Source organism: Crenobacter sp. CS_VA4 (assembly GCF_055597485.1).
Map to the genome: position 1 here is coordinate 1 of NZ_JBVMAE010000033.1, position 15,087 is coordinate 15,087.

14 protein-coding genes, 1 tRNA gene and 1 pseudogene are annotated in these 15,087 nt (G+C 67.2%); 8 read left to right on the forward strand and 8 right to left on the reverse strand.

The window, feature by feature from the left end; genetic code table 11:
* Positions 1–237 (forward strand): annotated as a pseudogene (locus ACZ2IA_RS19965) (hypothetical protein); the annotation flags it as partial.
* A 141-nt stretch (positions 238–378) separates the two neighbouring features.
* Positions 379–454, forward strand: a tRNA-Ala gene (locus ACZ2IA_RS19970).
* 65 nt (positions 455–519) lie between these two features.
* Here ACZ2IA_RS19970 and ACZ2IA_RS19975 read toward each other — a convergent pair.
* The 3 genes from ACZ2IA_RS19975 to ACZ2IA_RS19985 all read right to left on the reverse strand — a co-directional run bounded on the left by ACZ2IA_RS19975 (position 520) and on the right by ACZ2IA_RS19985 (position 2,726).
* Positions 520–1,122, reverse strand: coding sequence for a hypothetical protein (locus tag ACZ2IA_RS19975; RefSeq protein ID WP_470294347.1), 603 nt, complete (start codon positions 1,120–1,122; stop codon positions 520–522).
* Between the two features lie 186 nt (positions 1,123–1,308).
* The gene (ribA, locus tag ACZ2IA_RS19980) at positions 1,309–1,938 is read right to left on the reverse strand and encodes a GTP cyclohydrolase II (protein ID WP_470294348.1); all 630 of its coding nucleotides are present in this window, start codon (positions 1,936–1,938) and stop codon (positions 1,309–1,311) included.
* An 83-nt stretch (positions 1,939–2,021) separates the two neighbouring features.
* Positions 2,022–2,726 carry a GAF domain-containing protein gene (locus ACZ2IA_RS19985; protein ID WP_470294349.1) on the reverse strand — a complete coding sequence of 235 codons (705 nt, stop codon included), beginning with the start codon at positions 2,724–2,726 and terminating at the stop codon, positions 2,022–2,024.
* Positions 2,727–2,806: 80 nt separating this feature from the next.
* Here ACZ2IA_RS19985 and ACZ2IA_RS19990 point away from each other — a divergent pair, with 80 nt between their 5' ends.
* A complete protein-coding gene (locus ACZ2IA_RS19990) occupies positions 2,807–3,889 on the forward strand; it encodes a hypothetical protein (RefSeq protein ID WP_470294350.1) in 1,083 nt (360 codons plus the stop codon).
* Positions 3,890–3,995: 106 nt separating this feature from the next.
* Here ACZ2IA_RS19990 and alr read toward each other — a convergent pair whose 3' ends face one another.
* On the reverse strand, positions 3,996–5,063 hold the full coding sequence (gene alr, locus ACZ2IA_RS19995; RefSeq protein WP_470294351.1) for an alanine racemase: 1,068 nt from the start codon (positions 5,061–5,063) through the stop codon (positions 3,996–3,998).
* Between the two features lie 9 nt (positions 5,064–5,072).
* Positions 5,073–6,395 (reverse strand): D-amino acid dehydrogenase, encoded by a 1,323-nt coding sequence (locus ACZ2IA_RS20000; RefSeq protein ID WP_470294381.1) that lies wholly within the window; start codon positions 6,393–6,395, stop codon positions 5,073–5,075.
* Between the two features lie 196 nt (positions 6,396–6,591).
* Between ACZ2IA_RS20000 and ACZ2IA_RS20005 the strand changes: the two genes are divergently transcribed.
* The 4 genes from ACZ2IA_RS20005 to ACZ2IA_RS20020 all read left to right on the forward strand — a co-directional run bounded on the left by ACZ2IA_RS20005 (position 6,592) and on the right by ACZ2IA_RS20020 (position 11,218).
* Complete coding sequence (locus tag ACZ2IA_RS20005; RefSeq protein WP_470294352.1) at positions 6,592–7,080, forward strand: Lrp/AsnC ligand binding domain-containing protein; 489 nt, start codon at positions 6,592–6,594, stop codon at positions 7,078–7,080.
* Positions 7,081–7,393: 313 nt separating this feature from the next.
* A complete protein-coding gene (locus tag ACZ2IA_RS20010; RefSeq protein WP_470294353.1) occupies positions 7,394–8,053 on the forward strand; it encodes a TetR/AcrR family transcriptional regulator in 660 nt (219 codons plus the stop codon).
* A complete protein-coding gene (locus ACZ2IA_RS20015; RefSeq protein ID WP_470294354.1) occupies positions 8,050–10,599 on the forward strand; it encodes a PEP/pyruvate-binding domain-containing protein in 2,550 nt (849 codons plus the stop codon). The genes ACZ2IA_RS20010 and ACZ2IA_RS20015 overlap by 4 nt, the downstream gene beginning before the upstream one ends.
* A gap of 142 nt (positions 10,600–10,741) precedes the next feature.
* Entirely contained in the window at positions 10,742–11,218 is a 477-nt protein-coding gene (locus ACZ2IA_RS20020; protein WP_470294355.1) for a YbaK/EbsC family protein, read from the forward strand.
* A gap of 74 nt (positions 11,219–11,292) precedes the next feature.
* Here the strand turns inward: ACZ2IA_RS20020 and ACZ2IA_RS20025 are convergent, their stop codons facing one another.
* Complete coding sequence (locus ACZ2IA_RS20025) at positions 11,293–12,084, reverse strand: MBL fold metallo-hydrolase (protein WP_470294356.1); 792 nt, start codon at positions 12,082–12,084, stop codon at positions 11,293–11,295.
* A 98-nt stretch (positions 12,085–12,182) separates the two neighbouring features.
* Between ACZ2IA_RS20025 and ACZ2IA_RS20030 the strand changes: the two genes are divergently transcribed.
* Positions 12,183–13,136 carry a GlxA family transcriptional regulator gene (locus tag ACZ2IA_RS20030; RefSeq protein WP_470294357.1) on the forward strand — a complete coding sequence of 318 codons (954 nt, stop codon included), beginning with the start codon at positions 12,183–12,185 and terminating at the stop codon, positions 13,134–13,136.
* 23 nt (positions 13,137–13,159) lie between these two features.
* Here the strand turns inward: ACZ2IA_RS20030 and ACZ2IA_RS20035 are convergent, their stop codons facing one another.
* Both ACZ2IA_RS20035 and ACZ2IA_RS20040 read right to left on the reverse strand, forming a co-directional pair.
* Positions 13,160–13,780 carry a helix-turn-helix transcriptional regulator gene (locus tag ACZ2IA_RS20035; protein ID WP_470294358.1) on the reverse strand — a complete coding sequence of 207 codons (621 nt, stop codon included), beginning with the start codon at positions 13,778–13,780 and terminating at the stop codon, positions 13,160–13,162.
* Entirely contained in the window at positions 13,777–15,009 is a 1,233-nt protein-coding gene (locus tag ACZ2IA_RS20040; protein ID WP_470294359.1) for an MFS transporter, read from the reverse strand. Before ACZ2IA_RS20040 ends, ACZ2IA_RS20035 begins: the two co-directional genes overlap by 4 nt.
* Positions 15,010–15,087: the final 78 nt, after the last annotated feature.

A 15,087-nucleotide genomic window follows, 5' to 3' on the forward strand; every position in this document is an offset into this window, starting at 1 on the left:
TCCGCGATCCCGGCGATTCCGGTGATCGGCCTGGTGCTGGTGCTGTCGGTCGACTGGTTCATGGGCATCGCCCGCGCGCTGACCAACCTGATCGGCAACTGCGTCGCCACCGTGGTGGTGGCGCGCTGGGAAAAAGACATCGACCTGGAGCGCGCCCGCAAGGTGCTCGGCCGCAAGCAGGGTTACGAATTCGTAGCCACCACCGCAAACGCCCCGGGCCAGGCGCTCCATCCCTAACCATTTCGTCTCACCCTGCAGTCCTCCTTGTTGACGGGCCCGGCGCTTGCGCCGGGCATTTTTTTGCCCGCGGTTGACGGCTGCCGGGCGAGCCGGTATAGTTCGATTCCTGTCGGTGCACCGCACCGAACACCAGTTTTCGGGGGTATAGCTCAGCTGGGAGAGCGCTTGCATGGCATGCAAGAGGTCAGCGGTTCGATCCCGCTTACCTCCACCAAAAACGAAAAGCCTCAAGTTCACGCTTGAGGCTTTTTGCTTTTCTCCGGCCCGTTCGACCAAGTTTCACTCCCCGCCGTGCAGCAGACGGTCTTGCGCCACCGAGTTAGCCAGTTGCGCCAACGGCAGCTTCAGCACCGCCTCGATTTCCGCGCGTCCGCGTAGCTTCAACAACAGAATCCCCTGCACCTCGCGGCCGAGCTCGATCGCCCGACTCAGCAGCCAGTATTCGTCGTCGGACGGGTAGTAGTGCCGCGCCGGCTCGTCGTCGTCGAGCGTGTCGAGCGGCTGGTCGAGCGGATGCATCAACAGCGCCTCGGTCACCGCGGTGAGGTCGTCCAGATAGGCGCTGAGCCGGTTGCACTCGCCGATCACCACCTTGCGCTCGCTGATCACCACCACCGCCGCGTAGAGCTCGTCCAGTTCATCGAGCAGTTGCGGCAACCGTTCGCGCGCCAGCTGGCGCTGCCGCATCTGCAGCCGTTCGGCGACCATCATTTCGCGCCGGATGCTCGCCGGGTAGTAGCCGAGCGGCAGTTCAGCGTGCGGGGCCATCTGCACCCGCGAGATCGCGTCGGTGTAACCGCCCGCTCCCCGTGCGCGCGTCGCCGGGCGTACCCGGCCACCGGTACGCAACCCCCACTTCCACGCCAACGGGCTGATATTCATGACGAGGCTCCTTTGCTTCCGGTATAGGGCACTCCATCGCCAAAAACACTATCAACTGTCGATAGCGATCACTTTCAGCCGCATGACATGCAGCGCAGGCGTGGCGGCGGCTGCAGCGCCGGAACGCAAACGGCCCGACTGCAATGCAGTCGGGCCGTGTTCCGAAACCGGATCAGCCGGCAGGCTTTACTCGTCGAACAGGTGACCGAGCTTGGCCGCCTTGGTGGCGAGATAGCGTTCGTTGTGGACGTTCTTGCCGACTTCGAGTCGCACGCGCTCGACCACTTCGATGCCGATCTCGCGCAGGGTGGCGATCTTGCGCGGGTTGTTGGTCAGCAGCCGGACCCGGGCGATGCCGAGTTCGGCCAGCATGTCGCGGGCGATGCGGAAGTCGCGCATGTCGGCCGGGAAGCCGAGCTGCTCGTTGGCCTCGACCGTGTCGGCGCCGCCGTCTTGCAGTTGGTAGGCGCGGATCTTGTTGATCAGGCCGATGCCACGGCCTTCCTGACGCAGGTAGAGCAAGGCGCCGCGGCCTTCCTGCGAGATCGCCTCGAGCGCGGCGGCCAGCTGCGGGCCGCAGTCGCAACGGCGCGAGAACAGCGCGTCGCCGGTCAGGCATTCGGAGTGCAGGCGCGCCAGCACCGGCGCGCCGTCATCCACCTCGCCCATGGTCAGCGCCACGTGTTCACGGCCGCTGGCGACTTCTTCGAAGCCGTGCATGGTGAACTCGCCCCACTCGGTCGGCAGCTTGCACTTGGCGATGAAGTTGACGGCGTGGGAGGACTCGGACAGGTCGGGTGCTACGGGTGCGTTCATGGAAATTCTGTTGGATGAGCGAATGGACAAAATGGTAAGGGGCTTTTACCCGAGTGAAAAGCTCAAGTTTTCGATAAGCTTATTCAAAGTCCTTCAACAAGCGGCAGGTTCAGCAGCGGCTCGGCCAGCACCAAGGCCAGCGCCACCAGCCACGCCTGTTTCTCCGGCGTGAAGAAACCGACTTCGGCCGACTCGGCGTCGATGATGCCGAGCACCGCACCGCTCGGGGTGCAGATCGGCAGGCAGACCTCGCTCTTCACCTTGTCGTCGCATTCGTAGTAACTGCCGCCGACTTCCTGCCATTTAGCGATATCGTCGATCACCACGCCCCAGCCGGTCAGGCCGACGCGGCTGTTATTGCTCTTCTCGGCGAACGCATGCGTCAGCGGGAATTCGGCGCGGCTCTCGCGGCCGGTGTAGGCGAGCTTGATCAGCCGCGCGTCGTCCCTGTGGCCGACCGCGCGATAGATGCCGAGCCAGTCGGCGCCGAGACGCTGGTTGGTCGAATCGACCAGTGCGTTCAGGTTCACCAGATGGGCGTGCGCCGCCTCGCGCTCCTCGAACAGGTGAGTGAGGTCGTACGGTTCGTCGGCCAACTCCTCGATCAGCGAGCAGGTGCCGTCGTCGGACAGCTTCGGCACCCGGTAGCGGAACAGGTCGCGCGGCGGGGTGGGCTTGGGCACCTCGAGCACCGCCGACAGCGTCAGCGCGGCGATCTGCACCTCGACGCGTTCGATATCCAGCCCTTGCACGGCTAGATAGTCGGCCAGCTGGCTTGCAGGTATCATTTTCAGCTCCTCGATAGATTTTCGCCATGATACCGGTTCTGGCCGCCCGACGGCAGCTCGTGCCCTATCGGCCTGCCCTCATGACCGCCATCCACATCCCCTACCCCGCTTTGACCGTCCGCGCCGGCGCCGGTGCGCTGCAGACGCTGCGCCGCGACGGCCTGTGTGCCGAGATGGTCGCCACCCTGCCCGGCGCCGCCGGCGGGCCGAAGGCGGTCGGGCTGACCGGGCTCGACCAGGCGGTGTTCGGTTGGCTGGCCGCCGCACCGCGCGAGCGCGAACTGGTCGGTGCATCGATCGGCGCCTGGCGCTTCGCCTGCGCGCTGCAGGACAATCCCACCGCGGCGCTCGCCAGCTTGGCCGAACGCTATACCGTCGAGTGCTATCCGCCCGATTCGACGGTGGCGAGCATCACCCGCCAGACCGAGGCGATGCTCGCCGACGTGCTCGGCGAGGACGGCTTCCCGCGGCTGCTCGATCACCCTCATTATCGGTTGACGCTGCTGTTGGTGCGCGCCCGCGGCCCGCTGGCGAGCGAGCATAGGCTGACCCAGCTCGGCGGGCTGGCGCTCGCCGCCTCGCTCAACGCTGCCAGCCGCCGCCTGACCCGCTACGCGTTCAGCCGCGTGCTGTGCCATCACCCGGCGAGCGGACTCGAGTTCGCCCCCGACGACGGCCTGCCGACCGAACGGGTGGTACTCGATTCGGCCAACCTGCGCGCCGCGCTGATGGGCACGGTGGCGATCCCCTTGGTGCTGGCCGGTGTCGAGCTACCCGGCGGCGCCGCACCCGGGGTGTTCCGCGACGGTGGACTCAGCGACTATCACATCGACTACCCGTTCGCGCGCCGCGCGGGGATCACGCTCTACCCGCACTTCACCGACCGGATCGTGCCCGGCTGGTTCGACAAGTTCCTGCCGTGGCGCCGCCACGAGGCGGCCAACCAGCACAACACCGTGTTGATCGCGCCGTCGCGCGAGTACCTGGCGCGGCTGCCGCTCGGCCGCCTGCCCGACCGTGGCGACTTCAAGCGCTTTGCCGGCCAGGACGGCGAACGGATCGAGGCCTGGCGGCAGAGCACCGCCGAGAGCCAACGGCTCGGCGACGCCTTCCTGGAGTTGGTCGAGAAGGGACGGCTCGGCGAGGTCGCGACACCACTCTGAGCCGGCGTTAGCCTTGTTCGACCAACCCTGTCGCCCATAAAAAAAGCCCGGCGTCGCACGTCGGGCTGAACAGGGATGAAGATACTACTACTCACATCACAACGCCTTACACATACCGTTTGTGTGCGCGCTTCACGTTGCACAGCAATTCGTAGGAAATCGTCCCGGCGGCAGCGGCCACCTCGTTGACGCTGACCACGTCACCCCACAGCTCCACCTCGCTGCCGACACCGGCGTTCGGCAGATCGGTCAGGTCGACCATGATCATGTCCATCGACACCCGGCCGATGATCCGGCTGCGTGCCCCGTCGATCGCCACCGGGCTGCCGGTGGACGCGAGGCGCGGGTAGCCGTCGGCGTAGCCGCAGGCGATCAGGCCGATGCGGGTCGGCCGGTCGCTGGTCCAGGTGCCGCCGTAGCCGATCGCCTCGCCGGCCGGCAGTTCGCGCACCGAAAACACGCGGGTCGCCAAGCGCATCACCGGCTTCAGTCCGTCGCCGTCGTGGTTACCTTCCGGCAGCGGCGTGGCGCCGTACAGCACGATGCCGGGGCGGCCCCAGTCGCGGCGCGCGCGCGGGTGCGACAGGATGCCGGCCGAGTTGGCAATGCTGACCGCGCCGGGCAGGCCGACGGTGGCGGCGTCGAACGCTTCGATCTGCGCCTGGGTGGTCGGCAGCTCGGGCTCGTCGGCGCGGGCGAAGTGCGTCATCTTGACGATGTCGGCGACGTTGGCGCTTTCGGCCAACCTTTGGTAGGCACGCGCGTAGTCGTGCGGGTAGAAGCCGGCGCGGTGCATGCCGGAGTCCATCTTCAGCCAGACGTTGAACGGCGCGGCCGGGCGCGCGGCGAGCAGCATCTGCAGCTGTTCCTCGCTTTGCACCACCGGCCACAGGCCGTGGCGGGTGACGTCGTCGAGTTCGCTCGCCTCGAACACGCCTTCGAGCAGCACGATCGGTCGGCGGATGCCGGCCTCGCGCAGCTCCAGCGCTTCTTCGAGGCAAGCCACCGCGAAGCCGTCGGCGACGTCGGCGAGCGCCGCGGCGCATTTCGCCGCGCCGTGGCCGTAGGCGTTGGCCTTGACCACCGCGAGTGCCTTGCCGCCGTGGCGGCTGCGCGACAGCTTGTAATTGTGGATCAGATGGTCGAGCCGGATTTCGGCGACGAGCGGACGCATGACGACTCCTTAGGCGTTGGCCGAAGCGGGACGCCCGAACGGCACCACCAGCTTCTCACCGCCACGAGCGTAGCGCTGGATCGACAGGCCGTCGACGCTGATCTCCGGCTTGCGACCGACGATCAGGTCGGCCAGCACCTTGCCGGAGCCGGCGCTCATCGTCCAGCCCAGCGTGCCGTGGCCGGTGTTCAGCGACAGGTTGCTGTAGCGGGTGCCGCCGATGATCGGCGTGCCGTCCGGGGTCATCGGGCGTAGGCCGGTCCAGAAGCTGGCGGCCTTCACGTCGCCGCCTTCCGGGTACAGGTCGTTCACGATCATTTCCAGCGTGGCGCGGCGACGCGGGTTCAGCGACAGGTCGTAGCCGGATAGCTCGGCCATGCCGCCGACGCGGATGCGGTCGTCGAAACGGGTGATCGCCACCTTGTAGGTCTCGTCGAGGATGGTCGACGTCGGCGCGCCGGCCGCGTTGGTGATCGGCACGGTCAGCGAATAGCCCTTCACCGGGTAGACCGGCACATCGATGTCGATGGTCTTGAGCAGGTCGCGCGAGTAGCTGCCCAGCGCCAGCACGTAGTGGTCGGCGGTGTGCGTCACGCCGTTGGCGACGATGCCGGTGAGGCGCTTGCCGTCGTCGAGCAGTTTCTCGATGACTTGGCCGAACAGGAAGTTCACGCCCTTGGCGCGGCACTGGTCGGCCAGGCTCTTGGTGAACAGATTGCAGTCGCCGGTCTCGTCGTTCGGCAGTTGCAGGCCGCCGGTGAGCTTGTGCTTCACGCGGGCCAGTGCCGGCTCGACGCGGGCGCAGCCGTCCGGGTCCAGCACGTTGAAGTCCACGCCGCACTCGCGCAGCACTTCGATGTCCTTGCCCATGCCGTCGACCTGGGCCTGGGTGCGGAACAGCTGCAGCGTGCCGCCCTGGCGACCTTCGTACTGGATGCCGGTCTCGGCGCGCATCTGCTTGATCTTGTCGCGGCTGTACTCGGCCAGGCGCATCATGCGGCCCTTGTTGACGTTGTACGCGCGCGGGTTGCAGTTGGCGAACATCTTGGCGATCCACTGCAGCTGGTAGAGCGAGCCGTCCGGCTTGATCGCCAGCGGCGCGTGCTTCTGGAACAGCCACTTGGCGGCTTTCATCGGGATGCCCGGTGCGGCCCACGGCGCGGCGTAGCCCGGCGAGATCTGGCCAGCGTTGCCGAAGCTGGTTTCCAGCGCGACCCCGTCCTGACGTTCGATCACGGTAACCTCACACCCCGCCTCGGCGAGGTACCACGCGGTCGACACACCCACTACGCCGCCGCCCAGTACGATAACCTTCATGCCTGCTCTCCTAATGCTTTTGCCTTGTTTTCCCCGCCTGTCGACCCCTTGGCCGACGGCTGGCGCACCCCGGTTTTGACCGATGTTTGCGCAACCGCAATCTACTGCAGTGATTTTTCATAGTATATTGAGCAATTAGCAGTTTTTTTCACCAAACTAAAATGGTAAATTACTGTTTATTCGTGCATAAAATGCAAACAGCAGTGAAAACATGAAATCAAAAATCAGCCCCGAACGTGCCTTCGACAAGATCGACCTGAAAATCCTCCGCCACCTGCAGGCCAACGGCCGGATGTCGATGACCGAGTTGGCCGAAAAGGTCGGCCTGTCGACCACTCCGTGCACCGAGCGGGTGCGCCGCCTGGAGCGCGACGGCGTGATCGAGGGCTACTACGCGCGGCTCAACCCGCAGGCGCTAGGCGCCACCTTGCTGGTGTTCGTCGAGATCAAGCTGTCGGCCAAGTCGGGCGACATCTTCGACGCGTTCCGCCGCGAGATTCAGAAGCTGCCGGAAGTACAGGAGTGCCACCTGGTGTCGGGCGAGTACGACTACCTGATCAAGGCGCGCATCACCGACATGTCGATGTACCGCAAGCTCTTGGGCGAAATCCTCTTGAAGCTGCCATCGGCCAACGAGTCGCGCAGCTATGTGGTGATGGAAGAGGTGAAGGAGACGTTGATGCTGCCGGTGTACGACTGAGCCACCCGGCCCGACGGCGCGGTTTCGCCACTTGCCATGACAGCGGGCCGCTCACTCCCCTGACCGTCTTGCCCTCGCCCGGCAGTGCCCCGCCGATGGGCCTGCCGCTCTGCTTTAGCCCCTTCCCCCTCGTCCGCCCGGCTGCAGCCCAGTCTTGCCCTCCCCTCGCCCTGCACTACCCTCGCCGACCGGCCCAATCTGCCCCCTCCCCAGGCAAAGCACCGCTTGCCTACCATCCCAGCAGCATTACGCCTTGCCGAAATTTTTATACGACGTATAATTTTATTCGTCGTCAATAAATTTACGGCATCCCATGACCAGCTCGACACCTTCGCAGCCCACTACCAGCCCCGATCCCGGCCGCCGTGAACGAAAGCGGCGTCAGACTCTGGACCATCTGGCCGACACCGCCTTTCGCCTGTTCGAGACCCATGGCTACGACGCCGTGACGATGGAGCAGATCGCCGCCGAGGCCGATGTCGCCAAGGGCACGCTGTACAACCATTTCCCCGTCAAGGAGGCGCTGCTCGCGCACCAGTTCCACTGCGAGCTGGCCGACGACCTGCCGCAACTGCGCGACGCGATGTCAGCGCTGCCCGACTTCCCGTCCCGCATGACCTGCCTGCTGCATGCCTCGGCAGACTGGTCCGAGGCCCATCGCAGCTACCTTGCCCACTATCTGCGCTATCGCCTGGCCAACACCGGCGTCGGGATGGAAAGCGAGAAGACCGGCCAGCCCCGTAGCGGCCAGGATCAGATCTTCGAGGCGCTGATCCGCGCCGCCCAAGAGAAGGGGGAACTGCGCAGCACGCGCTCTGCCGCGCAGCTGGCACACCTGTTCCAGTTCCTCTATCTCGGAGCGCTGATGCGCTGGCTGGCCTTGCCGGACGGCGATTTGCGGCAGGAGTTCGACACCGTGCTGGAACTGTTTCTGCACGGCTTGGCCGAGCGTGACGCCGGAGGTGCGAAATGACAGACTCCGCTCTTCTGGACTGGGCCGCCGCCGCGCAGGCCGGAGCCTCGCAGGCGGGCGGCAAGGGCTGGCAACTGGGCCGCCTGGCCGAGTTCGGGGTGCCGGTGCCGCCGGGCTTCGTCATCCCGGCCGCGGCCACGCAGGGCCGCCAGGCCGGCGCGCCGCCGCCCCCCGCACTGATCGCGCAGTTGGCCGAAGAACTCGACCGTCGTGGCTGGAGCCGGCAGGCGCTGGCGGTGCGCTCCTCGGCGCCACAGGAGGACTCCGACCGCGCCTCATTCGCCGGCATCCACCTCTCCCGCCTGAACGTGCAGGGGCTGGACGCGACCGTGCAGGCGGTGCAGGAAGTCCTGGATTCGCTCTGGACCCCACACGCCTTGGCTTATCGTCAGCGCCACGGTCTCGCCGACGACGAGGCCGCGATGGCGGTGGTGGTGATGCCCTTGCTACCGGCGGTGGCCTCGGGCATCGCGTTCACCTGCGACCCGATTTCCGGCCGGGACGACCAGTTGCTCATTCACGCCCACTGGGGCCTGGGCGAGACCCTGGTGGGCGGGCAGGTCGACGGGGATGAATACCGGCTGCAGGAACATTACCTCGACGACAGCCTGACCCTGATCGAGCAACGGGTGGGCAGCAAGGCGCAAGTAAGCGCCCCCGCCGCCGCGGGCGGGACCGAGCGGCACCCCACCCCGGCCGACCTGGCGGCGCAGTCGGTGCTGACCCCGGCTCAGGCGCTGCAACTAGGCGAAATGGCCAGGGATGCCGCCCGCGCCCTCGATTACACCGGTAGCGGCTACGACGTGGAATGGGTGCGGGACGGCGAGCGCTTCTGGGTCGTACAGGCGCGGCCGATCACGGCCCGCGCCCGCCATACCTACCCGGCCCTGTTCGACCAACCCTCGCTGTGGTCCAGGGGCAATACGCGGGAAATCCTGCCCGAGCCGCTCTCGCCGCTTGACTGGGGGCTGAGCCGCACCATGGTCAGCCGAATGCTCACCCTCGGCTACGAGCTGAGCGGCTACGCGCCGCTGCCGGGTGCACAACGGGCCGGCCTGTTTCACGGCCGGCTCTATCTGCAGACCTCGCTGATGCAGTGGGAAGGCTACGATGCCCTCGGGGTGCCGCCGAAGGCGATGAACCAGTTGCTGGGGGGACGGCAGGCCGAGATCGATGCGCCGGCCCCAACGCCGGGACAGCGCTGGGCCCGGGGGCTGCGCATGCTGCGCTATCTGCGCCGCTCGCCCCGCCATCGCCGTCATGCCACGGCCGAACTCGAACTGGCTCGGCAGCGCGCCGCCGACTGGCTGTCCCAGGAACTCCCCCAGGACAACGCCGAACTGGCGCAACTATTGCGGCAACAATTCGCCACCGTGCACGGCGCGGATGGGCTGTTCTTCCTGCAAGGCTCGGCCGGCGGCACGCTGTTCAAGCTGGTGGAGCTGCTGGACAAGCACTGCCCCGGCGAAGGCCACTCGCTCGCCGCCGCCCTGATGGCCGGCGGCGAGCCCAGCATCACGGCCGAGCAGGGCTACGAGCTACTGGAGCTGGCCCGCACGGCCGAAGGCGATGAGCAGGCCCTCGCCTGGCTGCTCCGCGCCGACCGGGTCGGTCGCGACTGGGCACAGGCGCTGCCCGAAGGCAGCCCGTTCCGCCGCGCCTTCGCCGACTTCCTGCGCCGCCATGGCCATCGCGGCGTCTATGAAACCTATCTGCGCAACCCGAGCTGGCACGAGGCGCCCGATTACCTGCTGGAGAGTGCAGTGAACCTGATCGGCTGCGATCCGGCCGCGCTACGCAACCGCCAGCAACAGGCAGCCAGCGATGCCTGGTTGCGTCTGCGGCGGGAGCTGCCCATCTGGTTGCGCCCCGTCGTGACGAAGCTGGTGAAGGTCGCCACCGTGGAGAGCAACCAGCGCGAGGCGGCCCGCAGCGCCCTGGTCGCGAACCTGGAAGTGCTGCGCCGGGGAGCGCTTGCGCTAGGCCAGCGTTTAAGCGGGCCGGGCGGGCTCGCCCACGCCGAAGATGTTTTCAACCTGAGCGCACCGGAATTGTTTGCCACCGCAGAGGGCCGGCTGCCGCTTGCCGCCGCAGCCCACCGCGCCGCCGAACGGCGCCGGCAGCTCGAGAGGTGGGCGATGGTGCGCGAACCGGACGTCGTCACCGAGCATAGCGACGCCACGGCGGCATCCGGCTCCCCTGCCGGGCCGGAGGAGGATGGAGAAGACACGGTCTGGCGCGGCACCGCGGTGGGTTGCGGCAGCGCACGGGGACGCGTGCACATCGCCTTGCGTCCCGCCGACGGGCTGGCCATGGCGGCGGGCGATGTGCTCGTGACGCCCTCCACCGACCCGGCCTGGACACCGCTATTCCTCAAGGCGGGGGCCCTGGTCATGGAAACCGGCGGCTACCTTTCGCACGGCGCTATCGTCGCGCGGGAATTCGGCATTCCCGCCGTGGTGAACCTGCCCGGCATCCTCGATCAACTGCGCGACGGGGAGCTTGTGGAGGTGGATGGCAACAGGGGGATGGTACGGCGCCGGTAGCGGGTCGCGAGGCGACGGCTCTCTCGGGATTCTTATTGCGTGGAACAGTCTCCCGAGATCACGCCCGCTCGTTCCATGCTCTGCAGCGCAGACGCTCACTCGGGTTATCATGTCGCTCACAATACAAGACCGAGAGCCCCCCATGAGCCTGGAATCCGTCCGCGCCCACCTCGCCGAGGTAGCCCCCGACATCGCGATCATCGAGCTCGAAACCAGCACCGCCACCGTCGCGCTCGCCGCCGAGGCGCACGGCGTCGAGCCGGGGCGCATCGCCAAGACCCTGGCGTTCAAGATCGGCGACGAGGTAGTGCTGGTCGTCGCCCGCGGCGACGCGCGCATCGACAATCGCAAGATGAAGGACGTGTTCGGCGGCAAGGCCAAGATGCTGTCGGGCGAGGATGTGGTCGAGCTGACCGGCCACCCGGTCGGCGGCGTCTGCCCGTTCGGCCTCGCCACCGCGCTGCCGGTGCACCTGGACGCCTCGCTGCAGGACTTCGACGACGTGCTGCCGGCCGCCGGCGCCGTGCACAGCGCGGTGCGGCTGAGCCCGGCGCGGCTGGCCGAGATCACCTCCGGGCGCTGGGTCGACGTCTGCCAGGCGGTGTCCGCCGAAGCCTGAGCCGCTGCTCACGCGGCAAGAAAAACGGGGCGCTGCGGCGCCCCGTTGCTTTGGTCCCGGTCCAGCTCGCCGAATCACGCCGCCCGTTCGACCAGGTGAAACGCCAGCGTCTCGCCATCGGCCGGCACCTTCAGACGACCTCCCAGCTGCTGCCGGCCGGCTTCGGCCAACAGTTCGGCGCGGCTCACCGGACAATGATCCAGCGCTTCGAGGTGGTTGGCGATGACCACGCCTCCGCTCAGCCGCGCGGCGGTGATAGCGTCGTCCCGTCCCATGATGATGGTTTGCCCGACATCGAACGCCGCGCCACCGGCCGGGACCACGCTGACGTCCGGCTGCAGGACGCCGAGGCAGTGACGCACCTCGTCGGTCAGCAGGGTGTCACCGGCGAGATAGACGCTCGGCTCGCCAGGCATCGCGATCAGATAGCCGAAGCCATGCGCCATCAGCCGGCCGATCAGGCCCTCACCGTGCACGCAGGCCACCGGTCGAATCGTCCCGGACAGGAACGGGCTGACCGGCTGGTCTGGCAGCGCGCGAACGTTCAAACCGCGCTTGCGCAGATAATCCGCGTCGCCGGGCATGCAGAACACCGGAATCTGCCGTTGCCGCAGCCAGCGGACGCCGGCCCGGTCCAGATGGTCGAAATGGCCTTTCTGGCAATGCGTGATCAGGCAATGGGTCACTTGCTCCAATTGAGTCGGCGCCTCGGCCGGCAGGCCAACGATGGGGTTTCGGCGTCGTGGCCCTCCTAGCCACTTCAGCGTAGGCAGTGCGCCCTGCTCGGCCAGCATCGGGTCAACCAGGATGCGAAAGGGGCCGAGCTCGACAATGATGGTGGCGTTGCGCAGTTGGGTGATCTTCATGTGGGCGCTCCTGATGGAATGGGTTCGGCCATTGTAGGAAGCGGCCCCACGGGCCAGAATGGCCGTTATCGCCATAAAACGGACAAAATGCGCCAGCCATGAAAATCGGTCTGCTGCTCTTCCCGGGATGCATGCCGGCGGGGCTGTTCGCCTTCGCCGATCTGCTGATCTCGGCCAACCGCCGCGCCGGCGTCGCCCACTTCCAGCCGTGCTGGGTGGGCCTGGAGCAGGCGCCGGTTGAATGCGCGCATGGCGTCATGCTGCAAGCCCAGCTCGCCCTTCGGGATGCGAGCTGCGACGCCTTGCTGATCCCCGGCTTCTGGGCCGAGTCGGCACGGCAGGTTCAGGAGGAATTGCAGCAGAACCGCGCACTGATCGACGCGCTGGCCCGGCTCGATGCGCGAGTGGCGTTATGGAGTTACTGCACCGGGGTGAGCCTGGTCGCGGGTGCCGGCCGTCTGGACGGCGAAGCGGCCACCACCACCTGGTGGCTGGCCGACGCCGTACGCCAGCATTTCCCCAGGGTGGACTGGCAATGCCAGCAGCCGCTGGTGTTCAATCTCCGCACCGCCACGGCGTCCGGGGTGAACGGCTACCTGCCGCTCGCCAAGACGCTGATCGAGCGGCAGGTCAGTGCGGCAGTCTACCGCGACATCACCCGGCTGATGGTGTTGCCGCGGCCGGACAGGGTGCCGCCGGCGTTCCAGTCGATCAGCCTGATCGAGCAATCCGACCCGCTGTTGCGCCGCCTGCACTTGCTGGTGGAAAGCTCGCCGGTGGGCGAAGCCACCATCGAACAACTGGCGCGCGCGCTGGCCGCGTCCCCGCGCACCCTGCTGCGCAAGATCAAGGCGCTGACTGGTCACAGCGTGGCCGAGCACGTGCGGCTGATCAAATTGAATCAGGCCAGTGAACTGCTGATCACGACGTCCAGCGGCGTCGGCCAGATCAGCGACCGCCTCGGCTTCAGCGACGAGTCCAGCTTCCGGCGCACCTTCAAACAGGTCACCGGCTACACGCCTACGGCCTACCGGCAACAGTTCAAATACTGAGCCGGAAGAGCACGGCAATCCGCTCAACAGCTTGGCCGAATCCGGTAGGCGCAGCGCCGCGCACCGGCGAGCAGGTGCTCGACCCGTTCGACGCTCGCACCGTCGCCGACGCAGCACCGGAACAGCGCCAGTTCGCTGCGGCAGAAGCCCTGACAACTGGTCGCCGCGGCGCAGATCGGGCAGTGGTTTTCGACCAGCAGCCAGCCGCCCTCCTCCTCAAACAGCTCGGCCATATAGCCCTCCTCGCAGCGGATCGCCGCCAGCCGCGCAAGCCGCTCGGCCAGGCTGCCCGCCCCGGCCAGTCGCGCCAGGTAGGCCTGTTCGGCCGACGTTTCGCGCACGTTGATCAGCCGCTCCAGCCCCGCCTCGCCGAACAGCTCGCGCACATTGCCCAGCAGCTGCACCGTCAGCTCGCCATGCCGGTCGGGAAAGCGCGCGTGGCCGGCGTCGGTCAGCGACCAGTACTGCGCCGGCCGCCCCACCCCCTCGACCCGCTGTTCGCAGTCGACCAGGCCCTGCTCGCGCAGTGCCAGCAGGTGCTTGCGCGCGCCCATAGACGTGATGCCCAGCCGTTCGGCCAACGTTTGCGCGGTGCTGGCGCCGTGGCTTTTCAGGAGATACAGCAGACGGTCGGCGGCGCTCATGCGGCCTCTCCGGCCAGCCGGGCGCGCTGCATCAGAGCGCCGAGCCGCAGCGTCGCCAGCGCGCAGGTCAGCCCGCCGCTCAGCAGCACCAGCCGGGTATCGACCAGCGTCAACAGGCTGCCGAACAGCGACATCAGCACCGCGGCGCAGCAGAAGATCGTTGACAAGAGCCCCATCACGCTGCCCTGGCCGAGCGCGTCGAAGCGCTCCGAACACCACACCGGCAACAGCGTGTTGTAGAGCGACAGCGGCAGGCCGATCGCCACGATCAGCGCGATGCCGAGCCGGTCCGACGTCAGTGTCAGCAGCAGCAGACCGCCCGCGACCAGCGCGGCGTTGCGGCGGGCGCGCGGCAAGGGGTTGCCGTTGCGGTTCTTGCCGACCAGGAAGGTCGCGCCGGTCATCACCGAGCACAAGCCGGCGGTGACCAGCGCGATGCCGATGCTGTCGAGACCGGCAAACTCGACCAGCCACACCGGGTAGAAGTCGTAGAAGGCGTTCACCCCGAGCGCGAACGCGAGCTGCATCCAGAACAGCGATGCCAGCAACGGGTCGCGGCCGAGCAGGCGGAACGAGTGCTGCTCGCGCACCAGTTGCCAGAGCGGCCGGCGCTCTTCACTGGAGATGGCGCCGGTTTCCGGCAGCAATCTGCCAAGGATAGCCAGGCACGGCAGCATCGCCAGCGCCGCCAGCCAGAACGGCACCGACTCGCCCAGCGGCAGTGTGAAACCGCCGATCATCGGCCCGACCAGCCAGCCCATGTAGAGCATCGCGTTCAGCAGCGCGAACGAGCGGGCACGGTCGATCACCGGGTGCAGGTCGGCCAGGATGGCGCGCGCCACCGGCACATTGCCCTCGGTCAGGCCGGTGAGAAAACGGGTCAGCACGAACAGCAGGTAGAGCTTGGCCGACAGCGCCACCGCGGTCAGGCCGTAACCGACGAAGGTCAGCGCCAGGGTGCCGAGCAGCACCTGGCGCCGGCCGAGCCGATCGGACAGCGCGCCGACGAAACTGCTGCCGATCAGCACGCCGAGCGGATTGGCCGCCAGCGCGAGACCGAGCAGCAGCTTGGGCGGCAGGCCGAGAAAGTGGTTGAACGCATCGGGCGCGCGCTCGACGAAGATCGGCGCGAGGATCGGGTACGGCATCGCCACGCCGGCGGTGCTCATCAGCGCGACGACGCAGACGGTGGCGAGGATCAGGCGGGGGTGCTGGACGGCAGTACTCATGACAATGGCTCGGCAATGACTCTGCCCGCAGTATGCCATCCGTTTAACAAACAAAAAAGTTTATTAATTAACCAGAAA

Bases quoted from the DNA above. Each gene is read 5' to 3' on its own strand.
- ACZ2IA_RS20020 (WP_470294355.1), top strand. From the start codon at position 10,742: ATGAGCCTGGAATCCGTCCGCGCCCACCTCGCCGAGGTAGCCCCCGAC.
- ACZ2IA_RS19985 (WP_470294349.1), bottom strand. From the start codon at position 2,726: ATGATACCTGCAAGCCAGCTGGCCGACTATCTAGCCGTGCAAGGGCTG.
- ACZ2IA_RS20005 (WP_470294352.1), top strand. From the start codon at position 6,592: ATGAAATCAAAAATCAGCCCCGAACGTGCCTTCGACAAGATCGACCTG.
- ribA (WP_470294348.1), bottom strand. From the start codon at position 1,938: ATGAACGCACCCGTAGCACCCGACCTGTCCGAGTCCTCCCACGCCGTC.
- ACZ2IA_RS20035 (WP_470294358.1), bottom strand. From the start codon at position 13,780: ATGAGCGCCGCCGACCGTCTGCTGTATCTCCTGAAAAGCCACGGCGCC.
- ACZ2IA_RS19990 (WP_470294350.1), top strand. From the start codon at position 2,807: ATGACCGCCATCCACATCCCCTACCCCGCTTTGACCGTCCGCGCCGGC.
- ACZ2IA_RS20010 (WP_470294353.1), top strand. From the start codon at position 7,394: ATGACCAGCTCGACACCTTCGCAGCCCACTACCAGCCCCGATCCCGGC.
- ACZ2IA_RS19975 (WP_470294347.1), bottom strand. From the start codon at position 1,122: ATGAATATCAGCCCGTTGGCGTGGAAGTGGGGGTTGCGTACCGGTGGC.
- ACZ2IA_RS20015 (WP_470294354.1), top strand. From the start codon at position 8,050: ATGACAGACTCCGCTCTTCTGGACTGGGCCGCCGCCGCGCAGGCCGGA.
- ACZ2IA_RS20030 (WP_470294357.1), top strand. From the start codon at position 12,183: ATGAAAATCGGTCTGCTGCTCTTCCCGGGATGCATGCCGGCGGGGCTG.
- ACZ2IA_RS20025 (WP_470294356.1), bottom strand. From the start codon at position 12,084: ATGAAGATCACCCAACTGCGCAACGCCACCATCATTGTCGAGCTCGGC.
- alr (WP_470294351.1), bottom strand. From the start codon at position 5,063: ATGCGTCCGCTCGTCGCCGAAATCCGGCTCGACCATCTGATCCACAAT.
- ACZ2IA_RS20040 (WP_470294359.1), bottom strand. From the start codon at position 15,009: ATGAGTACTGCCGTCCAGCACCCCCGCCTGATCCTCGCCACCGTCTGC.